This window comes from Mycolicibacterium hippocampi, from assembly GCF_010723735.1.
Lineage (GTDB): Bacteria > Actinomycetota > Actinomycetes > Mycobacteriales > Mycobacteriaceae > Mycobacterium > Mycobacterium hippocampi.
This window is the reverse complement of sequence record NZ_BLLB01000002.1, coordinates 5151139-5177032: the sequence shown is the minus strand read 5'-3', so window position 1 is coordinate 5177032 and position 25894 is coordinate 5151139. Positions and strand designations below refer to the sequence as shown.

Annotated in this window: 16 protein-coding genes and 1 pseudogene; 14 read left to right on the top strand and 3 right to left on the bottom strand. The window is 65.1% G+C overall.

All coding sequences use genetic code 11. From position 1 onward, the window contains the following. Positions 1–6 precede the first annotated feature (6 nt). Positions 7–1530 carry an NCS1 family nucleobase:cation symporter-1 gene (locus tag G6N53_RS25800; protein WP_163893897.1) on the bottom strand — a complete coding sequence of 508 codons (1524 nt, stop codon included), beginning with the start codon at positions 1528–1530 and terminating at the stop codon, positions 7–9. 109 nt (positions 1531–1639) lie between these two features. Then, entirely contained in the window at positions 1640–2350 is a 711-nt protein-coding gene (locus G6N53_RS25795; protein WP_163893895.1) for a GntR family transcriptional regulator, read from the bottom strand. A gap of 225 nt (positions 2351–2575) precedes the next feature. On the opposite strand from G6N53_RS25795, the gene G6N53_RS25790 reads away from it, so the two are divergent. From G6N53_RS25790 to G6N53_RS25725, 14 genes and pseudogenes are all read left to right on the top strand, one after another. Then, a complete protein-coding gene (locus G6N53_RS25790) occupies positions 2576–3892 on the top strand; it encodes an NtaA/DmoA family FMN-dependent monooxygenase (RefSeq protein WP_163896375.1) in 1317 nt (438 codons plus the stop codon). A gap of 11 nt (positions 3893–3903) precedes the next feature. Next, positions 3904–5187 (top strand): MFS transporter, encoded by a 1284-nt coding sequence (locus G6N53_RS25785; protein WP_163893893.1) that lies wholly within the window; start codon positions 3904–3906, stop codon positions 5185–5187. After that, positions 5184–6464: an MFS transporter gene (locus G6N53_RS25780; RefSeq protein WP_163893891.1), complete on the top strand. Its 1281-nt coding sequence runs from the start codon at positions 5184–5186 to the stop codon at positions 6462–6464. Before G6N53_RS25785 ends, G6N53_RS25780 begins: the two co-directional genes overlap by 4 nt. A 173-nt stretch (positions 6465–6637) precedes the next feature. After that, complete coding sequence (locus G6N53_RS25775; RefSeq protein WP_163893889.1) at positions 6638–8236, top strand: ABC transporter substrate-binding protein; 1599 nt, start codon at positions 6638–6640, stop codon at positions 8234–8236. Between the two features lie 108 nt (positions 8237–8344). Further along, a complete protein-coding gene (locus tag G6N53_RS25770; protein WP_163893887.1) occupies positions 8345–9670 on the top strand; it encodes an NtaA/DmoA family FMN-dependent monooxygenase in 1326 nt (441 codons plus the stop codon). A 231-nt stretch (positions 9671–9901) separates the two neighbouring features. Then, positions 9902–11500, top strand: a complete 1599-nt coding sequence (locus G6N53_RS25765) for an ABC transporter substrate-binding protein (RefSeq protein WP_237166642.1) — start codon at positions 9902–9904, stop codon at positions 11498–11500. Positions 11501–11562: 62 nt separating this feature from the next. Then, a complete protein-coding gene (locus G6N53_RS25760; protein WP_163893884.1) occupies positions 11563–13551 on the top strand; it encodes a dipeptide ABC transporter ATP-binding protein in 1989 nt (662 codons plus the stop codon). Positions 13552–13643: 92 nt separating this feature from the next. After that, positions 13644–14952, top strand: a pseudogene (locus G6N53_RS25755) (NtaA/DmoA family FMN-dependent monooxygenase). Between the two features lie 29 nt (positions 14953–14981). Then, a complete protein-coding gene (locus G6N53_RS25750) occupies positions 14982–16298 on the top strand; it encodes an NtaA/DmoA family FMN-dependent monooxygenase (protein ID WP_163893881.1) in 1317 nt (438 codons plus the stop codon). Between the two features lie 30 nt (positions 16299–16328). Continuing rightward, positions 16329–17645 carry an NtaA/DmoA family FMN-dependent monooxygenase gene (locus G6N53_RS25745; protein ID WP_163893879.1) on the top strand — a complete coding sequence of 439 codons (1317 nt, stop codon included), beginning with the start codon at positions 16329–16331 and terminating at the stop codon, positions 17643–17645. Positions 17646–17767: 122 nt separating this feature from the next. Further along, entirely contained in the window at positions 17768–18901 is a 1134-nt protein-coding gene (locus G6N53_RS25740) for an MFS transporter (RefSeq protein WP_163893877.1), read from the top strand. Between the two features lie 143 nt (positions 18902–19044). After that, a complete protein-coding gene (locus G6N53_RS25735) occupies positions 19045–19929 on the top strand; it encodes an ABC transporter permease (RefSeq protein WP_163893876.1) in 885 nt (294 codons plus the stop codon). Positions 19930–19941: 12 nt separating this feature from the next. Next, positions 19942–20937, top strand: coding sequence for an ABC transporter permease (locus tag G6N53_RS25730; protein WP_163893875.1), 996 nt, complete (start codon positions 19942–19944; stop codon positions 20935–20937). Positions 20938–21011: 74 nt separating this feature from the next. Next, the gene (locus G6N53_RS25725; protein ID WP_163893873.1) at positions 21012–24935 is read left to right on the top strand and encodes an ABC transporter ATP-binding protein; all 3924 of its coding nucleotides are present in this window, start codon (positions 21012–21014) and stop codon (positions 24933–24935) included. Here G6N53_RS25725 and G6N53_RS25720 read toward each other — a convergent pair. Beyond that, the gene (locus G6N53_RS25720) at positions 24907–25677 is read right to left on the bottom strand and encodes a UTRA domain-containing protein (RefSeq protein ID WP_163893871.1); all 771 of its coding nucleotides are present in this window, start codon (positions 25675–25677) and stop codon (positions 24907–24909) included. The two genes, G6N53_RS25725 and G6N53_RS25720, sit on opposite strands and share 29 nt — an antisense overlap. Positions 25678–25894 lie beyond the last annotated feature (217 nt).

Here is a 25894-nt window from a genome sequence, read left to right as displayed (position 1 = left end):
CCTCCGTCACGGAACCTCGGCGGCGACCCGTTCATCGGCCACGCCGGCGACATTGGCCCGGTATGCGATCGCGTAGTACGCGATGAAGCCGACGAAGCAGCCGATGAACCAACTGAACTGGCCCAGCGTCTCGAAGGCGCCGATGACCTTCGGTATCACGACCGACCCTATCGACGCGGTGCCGGCGATGATTGTCGCCTTGACCGCCGCCGGGTTGAATCCTCGGCTGTACCAGTATGTTCCGGACTCCTCCATGGTGAAGAGATCATCGACGACGATGTGCTGCTTACGGACCAGGTAGTAGTCGGCGATCAGGAGCCCGAACAGCGGTCCGATCAACGCGCCCAGCAGTCCCAGGGTCCAGAAGATGGCCTCGTCGTTGTTGTACCAGTTCCACGGCGTCAGAAGCACCGATCCGACGGCGGCGATCATGCCGCCGGTGCGCCAACTGATCTTCTGCGGGTTGACATTCGAGAAGTCGAATGCGGGCGCCACGAAGTTGGCGACGATGTTGATCCCGATGGTGGCGAGCACGAAGGTGAATCCACCGAGCAGTATCGCGGTGTAGGTGTCGATGGCCTGCACCGTGTCGATCGGGTTGGTCATCACTTCGCCGAACACCGGTAGGGTGGCCGAGGCCGTCAGAACGACCAGCAGAGAGAACACCACGAAGTTGATCGGCAGGCCGATCAGGTTCCCGAGCTTGAGCTCCTTGTAAGACTTCGCATACCGGGAGAAGTCGCCGAAATTGAGCATCGGCCCCGCGAAGTAGGACACCACCAGGGCGATCGCGCCGAGCATCGCCGAGATCTGTTGCCCAGTGGTCAGCTCCTGGTCCGACAGCGTCAGGCTGATCTGCCAGTCGGCCTGCGCCATCATGTAGAAGCACAGGATGAACATCATCGCGTAGATGAGTGGGCCGCTGATGTCGCACAGCCACCGCACCATCTCCATGCCCCACCAGAACACCAGCGCCTGGAGCACCCAGAGGATCGCGAAGCTCAGGTATCCGACGTAGGACAGGCCCAGGAAGCTGTTGTCGTCGGTGGCGTATGCGGTCAGGCCGGGGAAGAGCTTGAGCAGCACGATGGTCAAGGCGCCGGCGGCAAGGAAGGTCTGCACCCCGTACCAGGCGATGGCGATGCTGCCGCGGATGATCGCCGCGATGTTGGCTCCCATCACGCCGAAGGAGGCGCGGGCCACGACGGGGTAGGCGATGCCGTGCACCTGGCTGGGCTTGGCCACCAGGTTGCAGAACAGCTGCACGATGCAGATGCCGACGATGAGGCAGACGAACACCTGCCAACTGGTGAGCCCCAGCGCGAACAGAGCTCCGGCGGTGACATAGCCACCGACACTGTGCACGTCAGCCATCCAGAAGGCAAAGATGTTGTACCAGTTCCATTTTTGTTCGACGAGCGGCGCCAGGTCCTCGTTGGTGAGCCGCGGGTGGTAGGACTCTTTGATGACCGACGTGCCCGCCGGTCCACGATGGGTCCCGGGCGTAACGGGGGGCGTCTCGGTTGCCATGGCGGTCTCCTGGTCGGCAAAGGGGTGTTGAAGCGCCACGCTAGGGACATGGTGTTTCGGCCACCGCTACCTGGTTGTCAACCGATCGTTACGACTCACATATAGGACGTCACGGGCAGCGGAACGTGTCGGGGTCGCCGCGCATCGAGTCGAATTCGGCGCAAAGGTGCTGGTAATGCCGATGCGACGCCGCCACCAGTTCCTCGGCGTCGCGCTCGGTGAAGGCGGCGACCATGTCGTGGTGGTCGGCGTGGAACCGCCGCCGGGCCGCGTCCGACACCCGCGCCATCGGTCGAGCCGGCTCGGTCAGATTCCACGCCGACTCATACATCCGGACCAGCCTGCTCATTCCGGAAGGCCGGATCATCGCCAGGTGCAGCCGCCGGGACCCGCTGTGAAAGGAGCGGAGATCAGCACCGCGGATCGCCGAATCCACCCCATCGTGGCTGGTCCGGATCTCGACGTCGTCGGCCGCCGTCGCGTTCTTGACCGATGCGGCGAGCGCCGATGCCTCCAGCACCTCGCGCACCTGATACAAGTCGGTGAACTCTTCGAAGGTGAGCGTCGCCACCTGGTATCCCACATGAGGGCGGTGTTCGACCAGACCTTCACCGACCAGCGTCATGAGGGCCTCGCGTACCGGGATCTGGCTGACGCCCAGGTAGGCGGCCACCTCGTCGATCGGGATGGCGGTGCCCGGCGGTTGGTCGCCTGACAGGATCGCCTGACGAAGATCGTCCACGACACGAGAGCGACCGGTCTCGACGGACGAACTGACCAGGTGCGCGGTGAACCGTGGTCCACGCCGAATCCGAGTCATGGGGCCTCCTGCGCCACATCGACGTCCCACCTCGGCCGAAGTGAGGTGCTGTCACAGTCTCGACCACCTGTGTTTCGAGTGCGTTTCTCGCGCCATTTTCGCCGCCCGGTGCCATCCGACGCGAGGAGGGAGCAGACGGCGTAATACCCCTGCTACGGCGTCGAATCGGGTGGGACACCGGATGGTCGTTTGATGAGGTGCGTACCGACCCGCAAGGAGATGGCGATGATGAAGAAGTTCCACCTGGGCTGGTTCATGAACTTCATTCCACCGGAGTGGGATACACCGTGGGCTTCGCCTGATGTGGCTCGCTGGCCCGACGGAAAGTTCTACGTCGACATGGCGCGCAGCCTGGAGCGGGCGTGCTTCGACTACATCATGATCGAGGACACCGTCATGGTGGCCGACGCCTACGGCGGCACCATGGAGGGCTCGCTGAAGAACTCGGTGTTCGCGCCCAAACACGACCCGGTACCGCTGGCGGTCCAGATTGCGACGAACACGACACGGCTCGGGGTGGTGGCGACGATGTCCACCACTTTCTACCCGCCCTATCTGCTGGCCCGGCTGGCGTCGACGGTGGACTCGATCGCCGAGGGCCGGTTCGGCTGGAACATCGTGTCCTCAGCCGAGGACCGGGCGGCGCAGAACTTCGGTCTCAACGCGCTGCCGGAGCACGACGAGCGCTACAACGTGGCCGACGAATACTACGATCTGGTCTGCGAACTATGGGATTCCTGGGATGCCGACGCGGTGGTGATGGACCGCCAGACCCACACCTATGCCGACTACCGCAAGGTGCGCACGATCGACTTCGTCGGCAAGTACTTCAAATCCAGGGGGCCGCTCAACACGGTGCCCTCCCCGCAGCACAAGCCGACGATCCTGCAGGCCGGCGCCTCCCCGCGAGGGCGGGCGTTCGCGGCCCGCGCCGCCGACGCGATCGTTGCGGTGGGCACCGGCATCGAAGGCATGCGGTCCTATCGCGACGACATCCGGTCCCGGGCGGCTGCGGCGGGACGCAACCCCGACGACATCAAGCTGATGTTCTGTGTATCACCGACGGTGGCGGCCACCGAGGCCGAGGCGAGGGCGGAGCTCGACCGTCTCGTCGCGACCGACAGCTATATCGAGAAGTCGTTGGCGGGGATCTCGTCCAATACGGAGATCGATTTCAAGCAGTTCGATTGGGACAAGCCGCTTCCGGAGGGGTTGACCACCAACGGGGAGCGGGGCTCGCTGGAGCACTTCATGCGCGGCGACGGCAGCGGTGGCCCGAAAACGCTGCGCCAGTTGGCGATCGACTGGGCGACCACCGGTGTCGAGTTCATCGGCACACCCGAGCAGGTTGCCCGCAGGATGGGCGAGACGATGGAGGAGATCGGCGGTGACGGCTTCCTCATCATGAAGCCGGGCTGGGATCTGAATCGCAACTACATCTCGTCGATCACCGACGGACTGGTGCCCGAGTTGCAGCGCCTCGGCCTGACCAGGACCGAATACACCGGAAAGACCCTTCGACAGACCCTGCGCGAGTTCTGAGCCGGCGGTTGATGACGAACGAGGTCAGTGCGATCTCCCCGGCGTTTCCCCTGTCGGTCGCCGAACGGGCCGTACTACAACGAAGGACCCTGCGCGTTCTGGTGGTCGGCCAGGTGGTCGGAGCGGCCGCCCTGGGGGCGGCCATCACCGTCGGCGGGTTTGTGGTGGAGGACATCGTCGGTGTCAGCACCCCATGGGTGGGTGTCTCGACCGCGGCGGTCACGGCCGGTTCCGGCGCGATGGCGCAGATCCTGTCGCGGGTGATGCGCCGATATGGCAGGCGAGCCGGGATGCAGTCTGGTTACGGCTTGGCCGCCGTCGGCGGTGTGATCGCATGTCTCGGCGTGCAACTGTCGGGGCTCGCGGTGTTCCTGCTCGGCCTGCTGCTGTACGGGGCCGGGTCGGCCACCAACCTGCTCGCCCGGTACGCGGCGACCGACCTGGCCGAGCCGGAGCAGCGCGGTCGCGCGATGGGTCGAATCCTGTTCGCGTCGACGTTCGGGGCGGTGTTCGGGCCGACGCTGGTGGTCCCGGCCGAACATCTGGGGGTGGCGTGGTTCGGTCTGGAGCTCTACGCAGGCCCGTGGCTGTTCAGTGCTTTCTTCTTCTTCTGCGCCGCAGTGAATGTGGCGGTCCGGCTGCGGCCCGACCCACTTCTGGTCGCGGCGGCTGAACACGGTGTGAACGTCGGGGCGCGACCGATACGGCTGAGGGAGTCCGCGCGCGCCATCGCCGCCTCGCCGATGGCGCGCCTGGCTCTGTTGGCAATGGTCACCGCGCAGGCGGTGATGGTCGGGGTGATGGCGATGACGCCGATCGACATGAAGGCGCACGATCACGAAGCGGTCAGCTCGCTGGTGGTGTCGGTGCACATCGCCGGCATGTTCGCGTTCAGCCCGCTTGTCGGCCGCTACGCCGACCGTCGGGGGAGGCTGGCTACGTTGCGCGCCGGATCGCTGGTGCTTCTGGCCGCCTGCGGGCTGTCGGCGCTGTCCTCGGACAGCGTGGCCCTGATGTTCGTGGCGATGTTCGCGCTCGGGCTGGGCTGGACGCTGGCCCTCATCGGCGGTTCGAGCCTGTTGATCGAACACGTCCCCTGGGAGTACCGGGTGCCGATCCAGGGCACCGCGGATCTCACCACCGCGGTGTGCGGTGGGCTGGCGAGCGTCGTCTGCGGGATCGTGATGAACTGGGCGGGATTCACCGCCCTCACCCTCGGCTCGGCACTTCTCACGCTCCCCGTCCTGATCGGGGTGCTGGTGCGTCATCGCGCTGCGACGGGGGCGGGCGCATGACCGCCGACGACCTGATCGCGGTCCCCGGTGACGCGGCCGACACCGGGCGGTTACGCGCGCTGATGCGGGTGCCCGGCTACCGAAACCTGTTCTTCAGCTCGTTGCTCTGGCACACCACCCGGTGGGGCGTCCTGTTCACCACCAGCTACCTGCTGACCCAGATCGCCGGGTCGCCCGTCCTCAACCAGGTGGTCGGCGCGCTCTTCTTCGTCCCGATGCTGCTCGGCGGATTCTTCGCCGGAGTGATCAGCGACAGGTTCGAACGCAAGCGGCTGATCCTGGGCGTGCAGTTGGTACTGATCCCGGTCGAGTTCCTGATGTTCGCCGCGGTGCAATCCGACCGGGTCGAGGTATGGATGACGTTTCCGTTCATGTTCCTCGTCGGTATCGGCGGCCTGGTCAACATGACGGCCCAGCGTCCCCTGATCTACGAGACCGTGGGACCCCGCCTGGCCAGTCAGGCGATGACCATCGAGGCGACCGCGCAAGCGGGGTCGGCGATGTTCGGCACCCTCGTCGGCGGAATCTTGATCCAGCAGCTCGGTATGGGTGCTGGATTTGCCGGGATGGGCGTGCTGTTGGTTGTTTCCGCAGCATTGCTTGCCTTCGTGCCGCGACCCCGATACGCCGCAACGCCACCAGCAGCGGGTTCGGTGTCGTTGCGAAACCAGGTGACGACAAGCGCGACCCTGTTACGGCGCAGTCGGCGGTTCGTGGCAATGCTCGCCATCACAGTCGTGATGAACCTGTGCATGTTCGGCTACATTCCGCTGATACCGGTGGTGGCCGAGGGTTTCGCGCAGAGCGCGGTACTCGCGGGTGCACTCGCGGCGGCGCCGGGACTGGGCCAGATCACCGCCGGTCTGGTGCTCACCACCAGATCGCTGTACCGCTACGGCACGGTGTTCGCCTGTGGATCGGCCATCGCGCTGCTGGGGCTGCTGGTCTTCGCGATGGTCCCAGTGCTTGCTGTCGCCTTCGTCGCGTTGTTCATAGCCGGTATCGGCCAGGCCGGGTTCGGTTCGATGCAGAGCTTGTTGGCCATCGAGTCGGCAGGCCCGAACGAGCGTGGTGTTGCGTTGGGGGTGCTCAGCACAGCCATCGGTGCGCTTCCCATCGGGATGGCAGCCATCGGTCTCGGCGCGGAACTCTTCGGCACCCGGGCGGCGCTGATCACCTCGTCATTGCTGGGACTGGCGCTGCTGGGGGTGATCGTACTGCGCAGCCGCCGGGATCTGCTGGGGCCCAACCCACCGGTGGTGCTGGAACCCATCTGAGCGGCGGAACCGCTACACCGGCATTTCGCGGTGGGGGCCGGCGCAATAGAAACACCACGACGGTGACCCCGGTTTGTCACCTACAGCGATTTGTATGCGAGGTCGGCGGCGAAACATCCACCGCCAGAACCGCCCTGACACCGAGCACCACACAGTCTGAGGAGACGACGCCCGTGACTCGATCCCCAATTACCCTGGACCGGCGTGGTTTTCTGAAGGTCAGTGGTCTGACCGTCGGGGGACTTGCGTTGGCCAATCTTGTCGCTGCGTGTGGTGGTGAGGCGAGTGTGGACGGTGCGCGCAATCTGACGTTGCGGATGCCGTTTCTGCAGGACATGCAGGTGCCTGATCCCGACATCATGTACGAGGGGGAGGGGGTGCAGGTGATGAGGTCCTGTTATGAGGGGCTGGTCAACTACAAGTCGGGTACCTCGGAGATCGTTCCCGGCCTGGCGGAGTCGTGGACGGTGTCGGAGGACCAGCTCACGTACACGTTCAAGTTGGTGCCGGATGTGACGTTCCATGACGGGACTGCGGCTGATGCGGCGGCGTGGATCAAGAGTTTTGAGCGTCGGGCGGCGATCAACGAGGGGCCGGCGTACATGGTGGCGGGTATCGCGAAGTCGGAGGCGCCTGATCCGACGACGTTGGTGGTGACGCTGACCGAGCCCAACAATGCGTTTCTGCATTACGCGGCGTGCCCGTGGCAGATGTTCGCGGTGAGTCCGACGGCTGTCGAATCCAATGCGGTGGGAGATGATCTGGCGCAGGAGTGGCTCAAGACCCACGATGCGGGGACCGGGCCGTATGTGATGAAGGAGTTCGTGCCGGGCAGTCAGTACACGTTGGAGCGGTTCGACGGTTATTGGGGTGAGGAGCCGTACTTCGAGAGCATCCGGATCGAGATCGTGCCCGAAATCTCTACTCAGAAACTGCAACTGGATCAGGGGGCGTTCGATCTGGTCGCGAAGGGCTTCGCCATCCCCGACGTCCTCAACTACAAGCAGAACCCGCAGTTCAAGGCCATCACCACAACGGGTGCGTCGATGATGACGCTCTACATGAACTTCGGTGCCGGCGTGTTCACCGACAAGGCGTTGCGGCAGGCGATGATGACCGCCCTGGACCGCGCCGCGATCGTCGACACCGCCTTCCAGAGCCTCACCGAGGTGCAGTCCAATTTCTGGCCGGAGAACATGTTTCCCGAAGGCCTGGTGCCTTTCGACCCACCGGTCGATACCGGGCCACTGGAAGCGATCGTGCCGACGCTGCCGTCCAAGAATGTCGATCTGGCCTGGGTGACGTCCAACGGTGCACCCGCACAACAGGTGGCCGAGCTGATCCAGACTCAGCTGGCCCCCACCGGCCTGGAGATCACCGTCCGCGCCATGCCGTCTGCCGAGTGGTTCGATATGGCCAACCAGCCGGCCGAACGACGCCCCGACCTGCTGGTGGCCACGATGGGCGGTGACGCGTTGCACCTCGACACGGCGATGCGGATCTTCCTGCGTACCGGAGCCAAACCGCTCAATGCCTTCCAGTATGGCAATCCCGAGGTCGACCGCCTCATGGACGAGGCGATCGCCAAGCCCACCGAGACCGAGATGAACCAGGTGTACCTGCAGATCACCGAACTCGTCAGAGACGAGGCACTCTGGGTGCCGCTGTGCCGCATACCGCAGAACATGGTGATGCACGCGTATGTCGATGGCATCGAGCAGGATTCCTACATTCCCTACGTCTTCTCGCCCAACAAGATCACCCGCGTGTAGGCACGGCGCAATACCGCGGGAACCGGACCGATCCGGTACCGCAACCACGCGTCGCTACATTTCGGTCGCCCCTGACGGAAAGGGGCAGGACGTCGCGAGGAGGTACGGATGCAGGCCACGAAGTTCCATCTCGGCTGGTTCATGAACGGATACCGAGTTCACGGCTGGCGCGACCAGTGGATCGGCACGCACAAGTCCGAGGGCATGCTGCCCGACTTCTACGTTGACATGGCTCGGTCGCTGGAGCGCGCCTGTTTCGACTACTTCATCCTCGAGGATTCGTCGTTCGTTCCCGATGCCTGGGAGGGAAAGCACGACTTCTATCTCGAGAACGCCTACGCGGTACCGAAGTTCGACCCCGCTGTGCTGGCGTCGATCCTCACGCAGAACACGGAGCGGCTGGGCATCGTGACGACGCTGGCGGTCACCGAGTACCCGCCTTACCTGCTGGCGCGGCTGGTGTCGACGATGGACCATGTGTCGCGCGGCCGCGCCGGTTGGAACATGGTGACTGCCAGTTCCGACCGGGCCGCCCAGAACTACGGACACGACGCGCAACCGGACCACGACGTCCGCTACGACATGGCCGAGGAGTTCACCGACCTCGTCACCCAGCTCTGGGAGTCGTGGGAGCCGGATTCGATGGTCGTCGACCAGGAAGGGATGTTCGCCGATCCCGACAAGGTGCACGCAGTGGACTTCGAAGGCCGCTTCTACAGGTCGCGTGGTCCCATCAACTCCGCGCGCTCCCCACAGGGGCGTCCAGTGATCGTCCAGGCAGGCGGCTCCGAGAAGGGCCGGGCGTACGCATCGCGATACGCCGACTCGATCATCGCGTCGGCCACGACAGTCGACCAGATGACCGAGTACCGAGATGACGTCCGGGCCCGCGCCGAGGGCCACGGACGCAAGGCCGACGACGTCAAAGTGCTCTTCCTGATCTCTCCCATCCTCGGTGAGACACACCGGCACGCGGTGGAGCGCAAAGAGAAGATGATCGCCGACGCGGCCGTCGACCCGCGGTTCCGGCTCGCGGGGATGGGGTACGCGACCGACATCGATTTCTCGGTGTTCGACCTGGACGTCCCCATCCGTGAGCTCGCCGACCAGATGGTCACCAACGGACACCAGAGCTCCCTGGCAGCGTTCGTCCGGCAGAACCTCGACCGGACACTACGTGAAGTCGCCTCGCACTCGGCGTACGGCACCGGGCAGCGGGTGGAGTTCCTCGGTACGCCGGCCGAGGTCGCCGAGCAGATGGGTGAGGTGATGGCCGAGGTCGGTGGCGACGGCTTCCTGATCACCCAGGATGTTCTGACCCGTCGCTCGATCAGTGAGATCACCGACGGCCTCGTCCCGGAGTTGCAGAAGCGCGGCCTCACCCGGGATCGGTATCGCTACGAAATGTTCCGCGACAACCTGCTCGAGTTCTGAGTGACCGGCACGCCCTTCGTTACATCTGTAATTCGCCACCCGGTTACGGCGCAATAGAAAAACCACCGTGGCGACGCGGTGCTGACATACGTCGCGGATTGGATGTCGACCAACAGAAAACTGATCTTGTATCGAAGAGAACGGCCCAGCGCAGGGCTGAACCTCACCTGCCGCAGCGCCATCGTCCGCCGCCGCGTCGACCCTCCACTCCCACAGTTCGAGGAGACGTTCGTGACTCGATCCCCAATTACCCTGGACCGGCGTGGTTTTCTGAAGGTCAGTGGTCTGACCGTCGGGGGACTCGCGTTGGCCAATCTTGTCGCTGCGTGTGGTGGTGAGGCGAGTGTGGACGGTGCGCGCAATCTGACGTTGCGGATGCCGTTCCTGCAGGACATGCAGGTGCCTGATCCCGACATCATGTACGAGGGGGAGGGGGTGCAGGTGATGTCGGCCTGCTACGAGGGGCTGGTCAACTACAAGTCGGGTACCTCGGAGATCGTTCCCGGCCTGGCGGAGTCGTGGACGGTGTCGGAGGACCAGCTCACGTACACGTTCAAGTTGGTGCCGGATGTGACGTTCCATGACGGGACTGCGGCTGATGCGGCGGCGTGGATCAAGAGTTTTGAGCGTCGGGCGGCGATCAACGAGGGGCCGGCGTACATGGTGGCGGGTATCGCGAAGTCGGAGGCGCCTGATCCGACGACGTTGGTGGTGACGCTGACCGAGCCCAACAATGCGTTTCTGCATTACGCGGCGTGCCCGTGGCAGATGTTCGCGGTGAGTCCGACGGCTGTCGAATCCAATGCGGTGGGAGATGATCTGGCGCAGGAGTGGCTCAAGACCCACGATGCGGGGACCGGGCCGTATGTGATGAAGGAGTTCGTGCCGGGCAGCCAGTACACGCTGGAGCGGTTCGACGGTTATTGGGGTGAGGAGCCGTACTTCGAGAGCATCCGGATCGAGATCGTGCCCGAAATCTCTACTCAGAAACTGCAACTGGACCAGGGGGCGTTCGATCTGGTGGCCAAGGGCTTCGCCATCCCCGACGTCCTGACCTACCAGCAGAACGCGAATTTCAATACCATCACGGTACCCGGCTCCACAGTCATCGTGCTGTGGATGAACTTCAATGCCGGAATCTTTGCCGACAAGGCGCTGCGTCAGGCGATGATGACCGCCCTGGACCGCGCCGCAATCGTCGAGATCGCGTTCCAGGGCCTGACCCCGATGCAGGCGAACTTCTGGCCGGAGAACATGTTTCCCGAAGGCCTGGTGCCTTTCGACCCACCGGTCGACACCGGGCCGCTGGAGGCGATCGTGCCGACCTTGGCGTCCAAGAATGTCGATCTGGCCTGGGTGACCTCCTACGGTGCGCCAGGGCAGCAGGTGGCCGAGCTGATCCAGACTCAGCTGGCCCCCACCGGCCTGGAGATCACCGTCCGCGCCATGCCCAGCGCCGAGTCCTTCGACCTGGCCAACCAGCCGGCCGAGCGCAGACCCGACCTCATGGTCGCCGGCATCGGCGGCGACGCGTTGCACCTCGACACAGCAATGCGGATCTTCCTGCGTACCGGAGCCAAACCGCTCAACTATTTTCAGTATGGCAATCCCGAAGTCGACCGCCTCATGGACGAGGCGATCACCAAGCCCACCGACACCGAGACCAACCAGGTGTATCTGCAGATCACCGAGACCATCCAAGACGAGGCGCTCTGGGTGCCGCTGTGTCGACGGATGGACACCACGATCACCCAGGCGCAGATCGACGGGTTCGTCGGAAACTCCTACCTGCCCTATGTGTTCGACGCGGGTGTCATCAGACGCGCCTAGACCCTGCAGGAGTGCAGATTCGGCGCAACTGATGTGGTGCACATCCAGAGAAGAGGAATCTCATGACAACAGCGCACGATGTTGCCATCGATGCGTCCGACGCACCGCCTGCCCCGAGGGCCCGGGTGGTGGACCTGGCAGTCACCTTCGAGCGTCGGGGAGCTGCGGTCAACGCGTTGCGTGGTGTCACGCTGGACATCGGGCACGGCGAGATCCTGGCCGTAGTGGGGGAATCCGGGTCAGGCAAGAGTGTGATGGGCCACGCCCTTCTCGGGCTGCTCTCCGGTGACCCTTCGCCCAGGATCACCGGCCGCGCCGAGGTGTGCGGTGTGGATATGGTCGCCGCCTCCGCCGACGAGCGGCGGCGGGTCCGCAAGACGCACCTGGGCGCGGTGTTCCAGGATCCGATGACGTCGCTGAACCCGACCATGAGGGTGGGCCGCCAGGTTGTCGAAGCCGCGGGCTCGACAGAAGAGGCACTGCACCTCCTCGATCTGGTTGGCATCCCCGACCCGGCACGTCGGATGAAAGCATTTCCACACGAGTTGTCGGGTGGTCTGCGCCAACGGGTGATGATCGCCATGGCGGTGGCCGGCAAACCTGACCTGGTCATCGCTGACGAGCCGACGACGGCTCTCGACGTCACCGTCCAGGCGCAGGTGCTGGGCCTGATCCGCGACCTGTGCGACCAGCTGGGTACCTCGTTCGTTCTGGTCACCCATGACATCGGGGTGGCCTCGCAGGTATGCGATCGCATTGCTGTCATGTACGGCGGCCGGCTGGCCGAGGCCGGTCGGATGGACAGCGTGCTGCGAGCGCCGTCGCACCCCTACACCGTCGGTCTGCTGAATGCGCGTCTGGACCTGGACCTGCCGATCGGCCGCGCGATCCCCTCACTGCCGGGAGAGCCTCCGGATCCTCGTGCGCACCCGCCCGGCTGTGCGTTTGCGCCCCGCTGCCCGGCCGCGGTCGGGCCCTGCCAGGAAACCCTCCCCGCCCCGACTCCGGCCACCACCCACGACGGTGTCGCCGCTTGTCTGGTCCCCGAGTCCACCTCGGTGATCGCCGAGCTCGCCGAGACGGAGCCGTTCAAGCCGATGAGGGAACCGCAGGACACCCGGCCGGCCGCACGGGTCAACGGCGTCGACAAGCACTTCGACGTGCGGCGCGGCCTGTTGCACAAGGACAAACTCCATGCGTTGCGCAACGTCATTCTCGACATCGCCCCCGGCGAGTCTGTGGCGGTGGTCGGCGAGTCGGGGTCGGGCAAGTCAACCCTACTGAGAGTCGTTGCCGGGCTGATGAAACCGGAGAGAGGCAACGTCGAACGCCCTGGCGGCCAACCGCAGATGGTGTTTCAGGACGCCGGCGCCTCACTGACACCGTGGTTGACGGTCGGCGAGATCGTCGGGGAACGGCTGATCAAGACGACCAACCGGGCCGAGCGGCGCAACTTGGTGGATCGGGCACTGCGTCAGGTGGGTCTGCCTCCCGACGTTGCGAGCGTCAAGGCCGGCCTGCTCTCGGGCGGTCAGCGCCAACGGGTGGCGTTCGCCCGGGCGATCATCGTTCCGCCAAAACTGCTGCTGTGCGACGAGCCGACGTCGGCACTCGATGCGTCACTGGCCGCGTCGGTACTGAACCTTCTGCAGGAACTGCGTCGAGAGCTCGGAATGGCGGTGATGTTCGTGACGCACGACCTGGCCGCCGCCCGGTTCATCTCCGACCGCACGGCGGTCATGTATCTCGGCCAGATCGTCGAGGTGGGCCCCACCGTGGAGGTCATCAACAACCCGACGCATCCCTACACCAAAGCGCTGCTGGCCGCGATTCCCTCGCCGGGTACCGCGCCGGTACGCCTGCCGGGCGAACCGGCCAGTGCACTCGCCGTACCGTCGGGTTGTTCGTTCCATCCGCGGTGCCCGGAGCGGGTCGATCGGTGTGCGACAGACGAGCCGATCCTCTACTCGCTTGACGGCACCAGCAGCCGCTTCGCGGCTTGCCTTCTCACCCAAACAGACCAGCAGAGCCCGGAGCGGACTGCCTCCTGACGGCGCAATAGAGACGCCACGGTGACGCATTCACCGCGACATGCGCGTGGGCTGTGATGGCTTCAAAGCGTAACGGACCGAGGAGGATAGAGATGACCAAGAAGTTTCACCTCGGCTGGTTCATGAATTTCACGCCGCCGGATTGGGAGTCGCAGTGGGCTTCGCCGGATGTGGCCGATTGGGCCAACGGGCGGTTCTACGTGGATATGGCGAAGAGTATGGAGCGGGCGTGTTTCGACTTCATGATGATCGAGGACACGGTGATGGTGGCCGATGCGTATGGCGGCACCATGGAGGGGTCGTTGAAGAATGCGATCTTTGCGCCGAAGCAGGATCCGGTGCCGTTGGCGATTCAGGTGGCGTGTAGCACCTCAATCTTGGTGTGGTGGCGACGATGTCGACGAGTTTTATCCGCCGTATCTGTTGGCGCGGTTGTGTTCGACGGCTGATTCGATCGCCGGGGGTCGGTTCGGGTGGAACATCGTGTCCTCGGCTGAGGATCGGGCGGCGCAGAACTTCGGGTTGGAGGGGTTGCCCGAGCACGATGAGCGTTACAACGTGGCCGAGGAGTATTTCGACGTCGTCAACCAGTTGTGGGATTCGTGGGAGGCCGATGCGGTGGTGATGGATCGGAAGACCCACACTTTCGCTGATTTCAACAAGGTTCACACCATCGATTTCGATGGCAAGTATTTCAAGTCCCGCGGTCCGTTGAACACGGTGCCGTCTCCGCAGCATCGGCCGACGTTCCTGCAGGCGGGTGCGTCGCCGAAAGGTCGTCAGTTCGCTGCCGGTGCCGCTGACGCGATCATCGCGGTCGGTACCGGGGTGGAGGGGATGAAGGAGTACCGCGACGATGTCCGGGCGCGGGCGGCGGCCAGTGGCCGCAATCCTGATGACATCAAGTTGTTCTTCGTGGTGTCCCCGACGATCGCCGCCACCGAAGCCGAAGCCCGCGCCGCACACGAGCGGTTCGGCTCCTCGGACAGGTTCGTGGAGAAGGCGTTGGTAGCCATCTCGTCGAACACCGAGATCGACTTCAAGCAGTTCGATCTCGACGAACCACTGCCGGCGGACCTGACCACCAACGGCGAACGCGGCTCACTCGAACACTTCATGCGCGGCGACGGCACCCCCGGTCCCAAGACACTGCGCCAACTCGCGATCGCTGCCGCCTCCTTCGGGATGGAGTTCATCGGAACCCCCGAGCAGGTCGCCGACGAGATGGAGGACGCGATCAACAAAATCGGTGGCGACGGCTTCCTGCTCTGGCGGCGCGGGTTGACCCGCAGCTACATCGAATCGGTCTGCGACGGGCTCGTCCCCGAACTGCAGCGACGCGGGCTGACCCGCACCGAATACACCAAGTCCACTCTGCGCGAGACCCTGCGCGAGTTCTGACAACCGAACCCAACGAGAAGGAGCGTCCCATGACCAAGAAGTTTCACCTCGGCTGGTTCATGAATTTCACGCCGCCGGATTGGGAGTCGCAGTGGGCTTCGCCGGATGTGGCCGATTGGGCCAACGGGCGGTTCTACGTGGATATGGCGAAGAGTATGGAGCGGGCGTGTTTCGACTTCATGATGATCGAGGACACGGTGATGGTGGCCGATGCGTATGGCGGCACCATGGAGGGGTCGTTGAAGAATGCGATCTTTGCGCCGAAGCAGGATCCGGTGCCGTTGGCGATTCAGGTGGCGTGTAGCACCTCCAATCTTGGTGTGGTGGCGACGATGTCGACGAGTTTTTATCCGCCGTATCTGTTGGCGCGGTTGTGTTCGACGGCTGATTCGATCGCCGGGGGTCGGTTCGGGTGGAACATCGTGTCCTCGGCTGAGGATCGGGCGGCGCAGAACTTCGGGTTGGAGGGGTTGCCCGAGCACGATGAGCGTTACAACGTGGCCGAGGAGTATTTCGACGTCGTCAACCAGTTGTGGGATTCGTGGGAGGCCGATGCGGTGGTGATGGATCGGAAGACCCACACTTTCGCTGATTTCAACAAGGTTCACACCATCGATTTCGATGGCAAGTATTTCAAGTCCCGCGGTCCGTTGAACACGGTGCCGTCTCCGCAGCATCGGCCGACGTTCCTGCAGGCGGGTGCGTCGCCGAAAGGTCGTCAGTTCGCTGCCGGTGCCGCTGACGCGATCATCGCGGTCGGTACCGGGGTGGAGGGGATGAAGGAGTACCGCGACGATGTCCGGGCGCGGGCGGCGGCCAGTGGCCGCAATCCTGATGACATCAAGTTGTTCTTCGTGGTGTCCCCGACGATCGCCGCCACCGAAGCCGAAGCCCGCGCAAAGGTGGCCCGGTTCGCGGCGGCCCCGAACTTCGAGGAAAAGGCGTTGGTCGGCATCTCGTCGAACACCGAGATCGACTTCAAGCAGTTCGATCTCGACGAACCACTGCCGGCGGACCTGACCACCAACGGCGAACGCGGATCACTCGAACACTTCATGCGAGGCAACGGTGCTCCCGGACCCAAGACCCTCCGCGAACTGGTCCACGAGCGGACCACCCGCGGACTGGAACTCGTCGGCACCGCCGATCAGGTCGCCGAGAAGATGGGCCAGGCCATGGAGGAGATCGGCGGCGACGGCTTTCTGATCAGCAGGGGTGGGCGCGACCTGTCCCGCGAATACATCACCGAGGTCTGCGACGGATTGGTGCCCGCCCTGCAGCGACGCGGGCTGATGCGCACGGAATACACCACAACGACTCTGCGCGAGACCCTGCGCGAGTTCTGACAACCGAACCCGACGAGAAGGAGCATCCCCATGACCACGAAGTTTCACCTCGGCTGGTTCATGAACTTCATCCCGCCGGAGTGGGACACCGACGACGCTTCACCGGATGTCCGGATGTGGCCGAATGGGCGGTTCTACGTCGACATGGCGCGGGCCATGGAGCGGGCCTGCTTCGACCTCATCATGATCGAGGACACCGTGATGGTGGCCGATGCGTATGGCGGCACCATGGAAGGCGCGCTGAAGCACTCGGCGTTCGCGCCGAAGCACGACCCGGTGCCGTTGGCCGTGCAGGTGGCGTGCAGTACCAGCAACCTCGGTGTGGTGTCGACGATGTCGACGAGCTTTTATCCGCCGTATCTGTTGGCGCGGTTGTGTTCGACCGTCGACTCGATTGCACAGGGCCGGTTCGGGTGGAACATCGTGTCCTCGGCTGAGGATCGGGCGGCGCAGAACTTCGGGTTGGAGGGATTGCCCGAGCACGATGAGCGCTACAACGTGGCCGAGGAGTATTTCGACGTCGTCAACCAGTTGTGGGATTCGTGGGAGGCCGATGCGGTGGTGATGGACCGAAAGACCCACACTTTCGCTGATTTCAACAAGGTTCACACCATCGATTTCGACGGGAAGTATTTCAAGTCCCGTGGCCCGTTGAACACGGTGCCGTCGCCGCAGCACCGGCCGGCATTCCTGCAGGCGGGTGCGTCGCCTAAGGGCCGCCAGTTCGCTGCCGGTGCCGCTGACGCGATCGTCGCGGTCGGTACCGGTCTCGAGGGCATGAAGGAGTACCGCGACGACATCCGCGCCCGAGCCGCGGCTGCGGGTCGCAATCCCGATGACGTCAAGCTTCTGTTCGTGGTCTCCCCGACGATCGCGGCGACCGAGGCCGAAGCCCGTGCGGAGGTCGACCGTCTGCTCGATCATCCTTCCTACGTGGAGAAGTCATTGGTCAGCATCTCGTCGAACACCGAGATCGACTTCAAACAGTTCGATCTCGACGAGCCGTTGCCTGCGGATCTGACCACCAACGGCGAACGCGGGTCGCTGGAGTACTTCATGCGCGGCGACGGCACCCCCGGGCCGAAGACACTGCGCCAACTCGTGCTGCACCGGGCCAAGCGCGGTCTGGAACTCGTCGGCACCCCGGATCAGGTCGCCGAGAAGATGGGCGAGGCCATGGAACACGTCGGTGGCGACGGCTTCCTGATCGCCAAGCCCGGCTGGGACCTCTCGCGAAAGTACATCGAGTCCATCTGTGACGGGCTGGTGCCGGCCCTTCAGCGGCGGGGCCTGACCCGAACCGCCTACACCACAACGACTCTGCGCGAGACCCTCCGCGAGTTCTGAGGGCACTGATCTGAGGGCACTGACATCAACCAGATTCCGCGTGGCCAGCGGTGACCACGCCAAACCCACCAGCAGAGCAAGGGCATATTCCGGGCGCGCACCCATGGAGCTATTCGCTCACCATGGTCCTGGTCGGCTTCATCATGGCGATGACCGCGCCGATCGAACTGCTCTATGCCATCAAACTGGGCCTTTCCACCGCCGAGGTGACCGCGTTCATCCTGGTTTCGGCGCTCGGCGTCGTTGCTGTCGACGTGTTCGGAACGCGGGTGATCACCCGCGTCGACGCACGAGCGACGATTGCGATCGGACTCGCACTGTTCGCAGCCAGCGAGGCGTGCTTCATGCTGTCCGAGGGGACAGCTGGCCTGATCGGTTCGCGCGTACTGCAGGGTTTCGCCAGCGCCGTGGTCGCAGGCGCAGCGTTGCAGGTCGCTGTCCGGATGCACAGCCGCCCCCACAAGGTGTTGGGTTCCAACCAGGGGCTGCAGCTGCTCGGCGCGGCTCTGGGGGCACCTACCGGCGGCATCATCGCCGGGCTGCTCTCCGGACTGGACGGTTACCGACTCAGCTTCCTGGTCTGCGCCGGGCTCGGTGTCGTGGTTGCCGGGGCGGCAGTACTGCTGTTGCCCGGGCTGCCGCCGCCCGCTGACGGTCACCGGCCCCGGGTCGGGTTGCCGGAACTGAGCTTGCCTCCGGTTCTGCGGATGTCACTCGCGCTGGGTCTGTTCGGGAACTACCTGCGTAGTGGCATCGAGAACACTGCGCTGCCGTTGGTCGGCCATGCCTATGGGCTTTCTGCGGCGAACATCGGTGTGGCGCTGGGGATCCTGTCTGCGGTGCAGATCGGAGTGCTGGCTCTGTCAGGGCGCCTGTTCGAACGGGTACCGCCGGCCCGATGCCTCGCGGGCGCGCTCCTGCTCGGCATCGCCGCGGTGGTCCTGTTGGCCACCGTGCAGGATCTTCGCGGGTTCTTCGCGGCCGCTGCCCTGTTCGGCGTGGTCGACGGTATCGCCCTGTCTGCGCCTCCAGTACTCATCGTGGCGCTGAGTCCGAATCCCTCCACCGGGGTGGCCACCTACCGGATCGCATGTGGGATGGGCTCGTTTCTCGGGGCCGGAAGCGTCAACCTCCTCATCGCCACACTCGGTGCGGGTGGCGGCCTGGCGGTGGTGTCGGGTGTCCTTGCGGCCGGTGCCATGCTCGCCCGCAGCACCGCCCGCCGGTTCCCGCCGCCCGCACCCGCCCCGGGTTGAGCGCGCAGCGCGGCATATGACATCCGGTGAAACCTCAAGGCCCGAGGCGCAATCGCCTCGCAACATGATCGATCTGTTGGCGATACCGGTTGCGTGTGAACTTCGCACCAGAGACGTTCCATGCAGTCCCCACAGGAGGAACCGTGGCAGTCGCACAACCGTACATACCCGGAATTCGGGTTCCGCTTCCTTCCGGGTGGAAAGCCACCCTGGCAGTCAAGGACTATTTCCGCGGCACCTCGGTGCCGAGTTGGCTCGCCTTCGGCGCGCTCGCGGTGATGTTCCTGGTGGCGATCTTCGCACCCGTGCTGGCCCCCTTCGACCCGCTGGTGCCTGCGGGAAAGGCGATGGTCGCGCCCAGCGCCGAGAACTGGCTGGGCACCGACACCGTGGGCCGTGACGTGTTGTCCCGGGTACTGGTCGGCATGTCGACAAGCTGGTGGGGCGCGCTGGCAGTGGTCGCCTCCGGGGTGCTGATCGGCGGCCTCATCGGCCTGATCGCCGGGGCCACCGGGGGGATCGTCGACGCCGCGCTCATGCGGATCACCGACGTATTCCTCTCCTTGCCCGGGCCAATTCTGGCGATTGCCGTGGTAGCTGCCATGGGCCCGTCCTACATCCACACCCTCATAGGCGTCGCGATCGTGTGGTGGCCGCTCTACGCGCGGATCGTGCGCGCCGAGATCCGTAAGTTGCGCGCCTCACCCCATATGGAGGCGGCGCGCATCGCCGGTGCCGGCCGGCGGCGTCAGCTCACCCGTCATCTGCTCCCAGGGGCTGTCCCGGTCACCATCGTCACTGCCAGCCTGGACATCTCGGCCCTGGTGCTGCTGCTGTCCGGCCTGTCCTTCCTTGGGCTCGGAGCTCCACAACCCGCGCCCGAGTTGGGCGCGATGAGTGCCCAGGGTCTGACCCACATCTTCAGTGCTTGGTGGATCCCCATCTTCCCCGCCGTGGCCGTCGGGCTCATCGCCATCGTCAGCAACTTCGCAGGTGACGCACTGCGTGACCGCATCCGCGACCGCTGAGTAGGAGCCGCCATGCTGATGACACTCGGCCGGCGTTTCCTTGGCGCCGTACCCGTGTTGCTCGCGCTCGTTGTGGTCGTGTTCACGCTGCAGAAGATCGCCCCGGTCGACCCGGTGGTGGCATTGGTCGGCGAGAAGGCACCTCCCGAGGTCTACGAAGCCGCTCGGGAGAAACTCGGACTCAACGACCCGCTGCCTGTGCAGTTGCTCGGGTATCTCGGCAAGGCGTTACAGGGCGACCTCGGCATGTCCACCGTGACACGGACCCCGGTGGCGGGAAACATCCTCGAGTTCCTCCCTGTGACATTGGAACTGGTCTTTGTCGCCGGAATCCTCATCGCAATCATCGGATGCTTCCTCGGCTTGGCGACGGCGCAGGGCTGGCGCGGGTCGGGGGTGCTCCGGGTCGTGATGATCTCCGGTGCGTCCGTGCCGGTGTTTCTCGCCTGCCTGCTGGCGATGCTGGTGTTCTACCGCTGGCTTGACATCCTGCCGGTCACCGGGCAGACCTCGATGTACGACGCACCCACCGGGCCGACTCATTTCCTGTTGATCGACAGCCTGCTGGCGGGCCGGCCAGTGCTGTTCTGGGACGCGCTCAAACACCTCATTCTGCCCGCGCTGTGCATCGCGATCACGCCCGCCGTCGCCGTGGGCCGAGTGCTGCGCAGCAGCCTGGAGGGCACCATGCGATCGGAGTACATCCGCACTGCCCGATCCAAAGGCATTGGTGAGAAACGTATCCTGGTGCAACACGCGCTACGCAACGCCGTGGGTCCGGTGTTCGCCCTGCTGGGTCTGCAGCTCGCCGGAATGATCGGCAACAGCATCGTGGTGGAGCTGATCTTCGCCCGGCCCGGCATCGGTCTCTTCATCGCTCAAGCCATCTCCAAAGGAGACTTCAACACGATCGCCGGCGTCACGTTGGTGATCGGCGCCCTATACGTGCTGGCCAACATCATCGTGGATCTCATGCAGGCCGTCGCCGACCCACGCGTCACCGTCTGAGGCGTTGCGGTAGCGCAATCCGCTGGCAACCGCGACGTTTTCGGCCGGAATCGCAGAAGTTGTGCCATGAAGAGATGACAGCTCCACTCGACATGCGGGAAGCGAACACCGGCAACTCCTCTCCGTTGCCCCCGGTCGAGTCGGAGCACCATGGACGGTTCGGACGCGGCACCTTGAGTCTGCTGGCGCCGGTGCTGAGCCGCCGCAACCGAATCGGCATCTGGGCCGGGGTGGTACTCGCCATCATCGCCATGGGTCTGATCGGTCTGGTCCCGCTGATCCAGCAGATCATCCTCGACGACACGATCGTCGAACACCGGCGCTCCCTGCCGCTGTGGCTGGGCATCCTGCTGGCCGCGGGCCTGGCGAGCTTCGTGGCCAACTATCTGCGGCGCTCCGTCGGCGGCCGTGCGGCGGTCCGCGCCCAGCGTGATCTGCAGGTCAGGGTGCACCATCACATGCAGTACCTGGATGCCTCCCGCCGCGACGAGTTGCGGGCGGGCGACATCATGTCGCGTGCCACCTGCGACCTGACGTTGATCCAGATGTTCCTGCAACAACTCGGCGTTGCCTACGGCAACATCGCACTCCTCGTCGTCTCCCTGGTCGTCATGGTGGTGCTGTCGCCGCTGCTCGCGCTGATCATGGTGGTGTCGGTGCCCACCTTCCTGATCGTCGCGATGCGATTCCGCAGCAGGTCTTTTCCGGCCAGCTGGATGGACCAACGCTTCCAGGGCAGCGTCGCCGGAGTGGTCGAGGAAGCAGTCACCGGTGTCCGTGTCGTCAAGGCGTTCGGCCAGGAGAGCCAGGAACAGGACGCACTGCATGCCGAGGCGGGCAAGCTGTTTCAGTCCCGACTGCGCACAGCCCGGATCACCGCTGTCTATTCCGCCGCACTGGACGCCATTCCGGGCCTCACCCAGCTTGCGATGCTGGCACTCGGGGGGTGGCTGGTGATGGAGGGCCGGGTCTCCCTGGGTGTGTTCCTGGCCTTCGGCAGCTACATCCTGCAACTCGTCGCGCCGGTACGCTTCCTGTCCGGGCTGATGGCTACCAGCCAGCAGGCGCGGGCCGGAGCGCAACGGATCGTGGAGCTGCTGTCGATCGAGTCGCGCGTCCGGGAGCGGCCGGATCCTGTCGTGCTCACCGAACCGGTCGGCCTGGTCGAACTCGACCATGTCGACTTCGGTTATTCCGGTGGCGAGCCGGTCCTGCACGACATCTGTCTGCGGGTCGTGCCGGGGGAGACGGTGGCCATCGTCGGCGCGTCCGGGTCCGGAAAGTCGACGTTGGCCCATCTGCTGGCCCGCTTTCACGACCCCACCGCCGGCACGGTTCGGCTCGACGGGCGCGACGTCCGCGACTACAGCCTGACCTCGCTGCGCGCGACGGTCGGCATCGTCTTCGAGGAAGGGTTCCTGTTCTCCACGACGATCAGGGACAACATCGCATTCGGCCGCCCCGACGCCGGCGACGACGAAATCGAGCGCGCCGCCGTGGCCGCGCACGCACACGGATTCGTCGCGGGGCTGCCGGAAGGCTACGACACGCTGGTCGGAGAGCGTGGCTTCACGCTGTCCGGTGGCCAACGCCAGCGACTGGCGCTGGCTCGCGCGGCCCTGACCAACCCGACGGTGCTCATCCTCGACGACGCCACGTCGGCGATCGACGCACGCACCGAACACGCAGTGCACCGCTCACTGGAGGAGGTGCGCGCCCGACGCACCACGGTGCTCATCGCGCACCGACGCTCGACCCTGATGCTCGCCGATCGGGTGATCGTGCTGGACCGGGGCCGGATCGTCGACAGCGGAACGACCGAGGAGCTGCTCGGGCGGTCGGAGCTGTTTCGAGAGCTGCTGACCGGCCCCGCAGCGGAATCCGCCGCCTCGGCATCGGCCGAGGCGCCGGTGACCGAGCTCGACGAGGCCGCTTGGCCCGAGGGAGTGTCCCGGATGGGCGCGCCGAAGATGAGCAGCTTCACCAGCGAGGCGGCCACCCGGGCGGCCTCGGGGTCGCAGGGTCCCGGGATGAGTGGAGATGCCTCCACGCTGGCCGGGCTGTCGAGCGTCTCCCCCAAGCTGACGGACGCGGTGCGGGCGTTGCCGCCCTTGCGGGACAGCCCGGACATCGACATGGCCGAGGCGACCGCGCCGGTTCGGGAACTCTCCATGGGCAGCGTTTTCCGACCGTTCCGCCGGCCACTGCTGTTGGCGAGCCTGCTGGTGGTGTTCGACGGGCTGTTGTGGATCTCCGCGCCGATGCTGATTCGGTACGGGCTCGACCACGGCGTCCTGAAGAACTCCCACCGGGCTCTGGTCGTGGTGTGCCTGGTGCTTGCGGCGGTGCAGGTGTTGATCTGGATCAACACCAGGGTGATGGTCGTCTTCACCCAGCGAACGGCGGAGCGGGTGCTGTTCGGTCTGCGCGTGCGCACCTTCGCCCATCTGCAGCGGCTCGCGCTCAACTACTACGAGCAGTTCATGGCGGGCCACATCATGACCCGGATGACCTCCGATGTGGAGGCCTTCGCCCAGCTCCTGCAGCAGGGCCTGCTGACGGCGATGGTGAGCCTGCTGTCCTGCGCCGGGGTGGCGGTGGCGCTGGCCATCTTCGATCCACAGCTGGCGCTGGCGACCGCCGTGGTGCTGCCGTTCCTCATCGCTGCGACGCTGTGGTTCCGCCGCGAGTCGGGGCGGACCTATCTGCTTGCCCGTGAGCGGGTCTCGGTTCTGTACGGCAACATGCAGGAGAGTCTGGCGGGCGTTGCGGTGAGCCAGGCCTATTGCCAGCAACCGGCCAACGAGGCGCGGTTCGCGGTGCTGGCGGACTCCTACTGCACGGCGCGGGTGCGCTCGGCCGAGTTGATGGCCCGGTTCTTTCCCTTCCTGCTACTGCTCAGCATCGTTGCAAAGGCGATCGCCCTCGCGGTCGCGGCACCGCGCCTGGCCGCAGGCGACCTCAGCTACGGCGTGCTCATCGCCTTCCTGCTGTACCTGGATCTGTTCTTCACACCGATTCAGCAGCTGTCCTTCGTGTTCGATCAGTGGCTGCAGGCCGGTGTTGCGCTGACCCAGCTACGCGAGCTGTTGAGGACGCCGAGTGCTACACCTGCGGCGGCGTCGGGTGCCCGCAGGGAGCGGCTCGACGGCCGGATCCAGCTCGAACACGTCACGTTCGTCTACCCGAGCACCGGCCTTGTCGCGATGAACGATGTGTCCCTGGAGATCCCGGCGGGTCAGACGGTGGCGTTGGTCGGCACTACCGGGGCGGGCAAGTCGACCCTGGTCAAATTGATCGCCCGGTTCTATGACCCCACCTGCGGCACCGTGTTGATCGACGGGCTGCCTCTGCGGGAGCTCGACCTGGTGGCGTACCGCCGCCAACTGGGCTATGTGCCGCAGGAGCCGTTTCTGTTCTCCGGAACGATTCGCTCCAACATCGCCTACGGCAACCCGGAAGCGCCGGATCTGCTCGTCGAACAAGCCGCCCGTGCGGTCGGTGCGCACGCCTTCATCGCTGAACTGCCCCTCGGATACCACACTCCCGTCAGTGAGCAGGGCGGTTCGCTGTCGGCCGGGCAGCGCCAACTGCTGGGGCTGGCCCGAGCCCTGCTGGTGGACCCGCGCATCCTGCTGCTGGACGAGGCGACGGCCAACCTGGACCTGGCCACCGAGGCGCAGGTGCAGCGTGCCATGACTCAGGTGTCGCGGGGCCGCACCACGATCGTCATCGCCCACCGACTGCAGACCGCCCGCGCCGCGCAGCGTGTGCTGGTCGTCGACAACGGGTTGATCGTCGAGGACGGCACCCACGAGCAGCTGCTGGCACTGGGCGGCCGCTATGCCGCGCTGTGGTCGGCCAACACCGAGCACCACTCACTGACCCGACCTCGCGAATCGGTTCGTCGCCCAACCGCGTCAGCCACAGGTCGGCCGACAGGTGAGCGCTTTGGAACTGTGGGCGGAGTCAGGCCGAACGCGACGCACACGCCGTGAAGGCGATCCGGTCGCTACGCATCCGGAACTGCGACAGCGCACGCGGCTGGCCGCTCGCATCCTCGAGGATGTCCTCCAAGAAGATCATCGGTGCGCCGAGCACTACACCGACCAGGGCTGCCGACTGCGCGTCGGCCGCCGTGGCGCCGATCGTGGTACGACTGCCGGTGATCTTCACATCGAGCTGCCTCTCCAGGAAGAGGAGGGGGTCGGGCTCGTTGAACTCGAGGTCGCGGGACTCGTCGGGGTGAATCGCGATATAGCTCACCGAAATCCCCAGCGGCTGCGTGTCCTGCATGAGCAGCGACTCGATCATGAGCACCGTCCAATCGGACGGTAGGCGCAGTCGTTCGCGCACCAGCCGCAGACCCCCCAGGGTTCGATACTCGAGGGTCTTGAGCTCGGTGCGGATACTCGCGTCGCCACCGAATTCCCTTACGGGAGAAAGCTGGTTGATGCGCAGCATCACTGCGGCCGCCGATCGGGTCCCGCGTTTGGGGCTTCGGGTCACCAGGCCATCCTTGGCGAGCTGCTGCAGCACTGCCCGGACGGTGTTGCGGCTCGCCGACAGCGCGTCGATGAGCTCGCCCTCGACGAGAAACTGGTCACCACGTCCGTTCTGCAGGGTCGAACGCAGCAAGTCGTAGGTCCGTCGCATCGAGTTGTTGAGGCGGTCGGGCGTCTGGCGGTTCCGCTGGTAGAGCGTCTCGGGCCGCACAGGCCGGGTCGGGCTGGGCCTCACTGCACACCGCCGAAGGTCAAGAGCTCGTGAAGGTCGATTCTCATGAAATCCTCCTCTTCAGGCGGGTGGCGTGGATGTGTTGACACCAATTAACAAATGGTTTGTTTCATCTCTTCGCCGATGAGAAGTCGGCAGCTTTACGCGGGCGCGGCCAACCGGTGATCACCGTCACCCGGGGTCGACGCCCGGGCCCGGCGCAATGGGGTCGTTCGTTGTC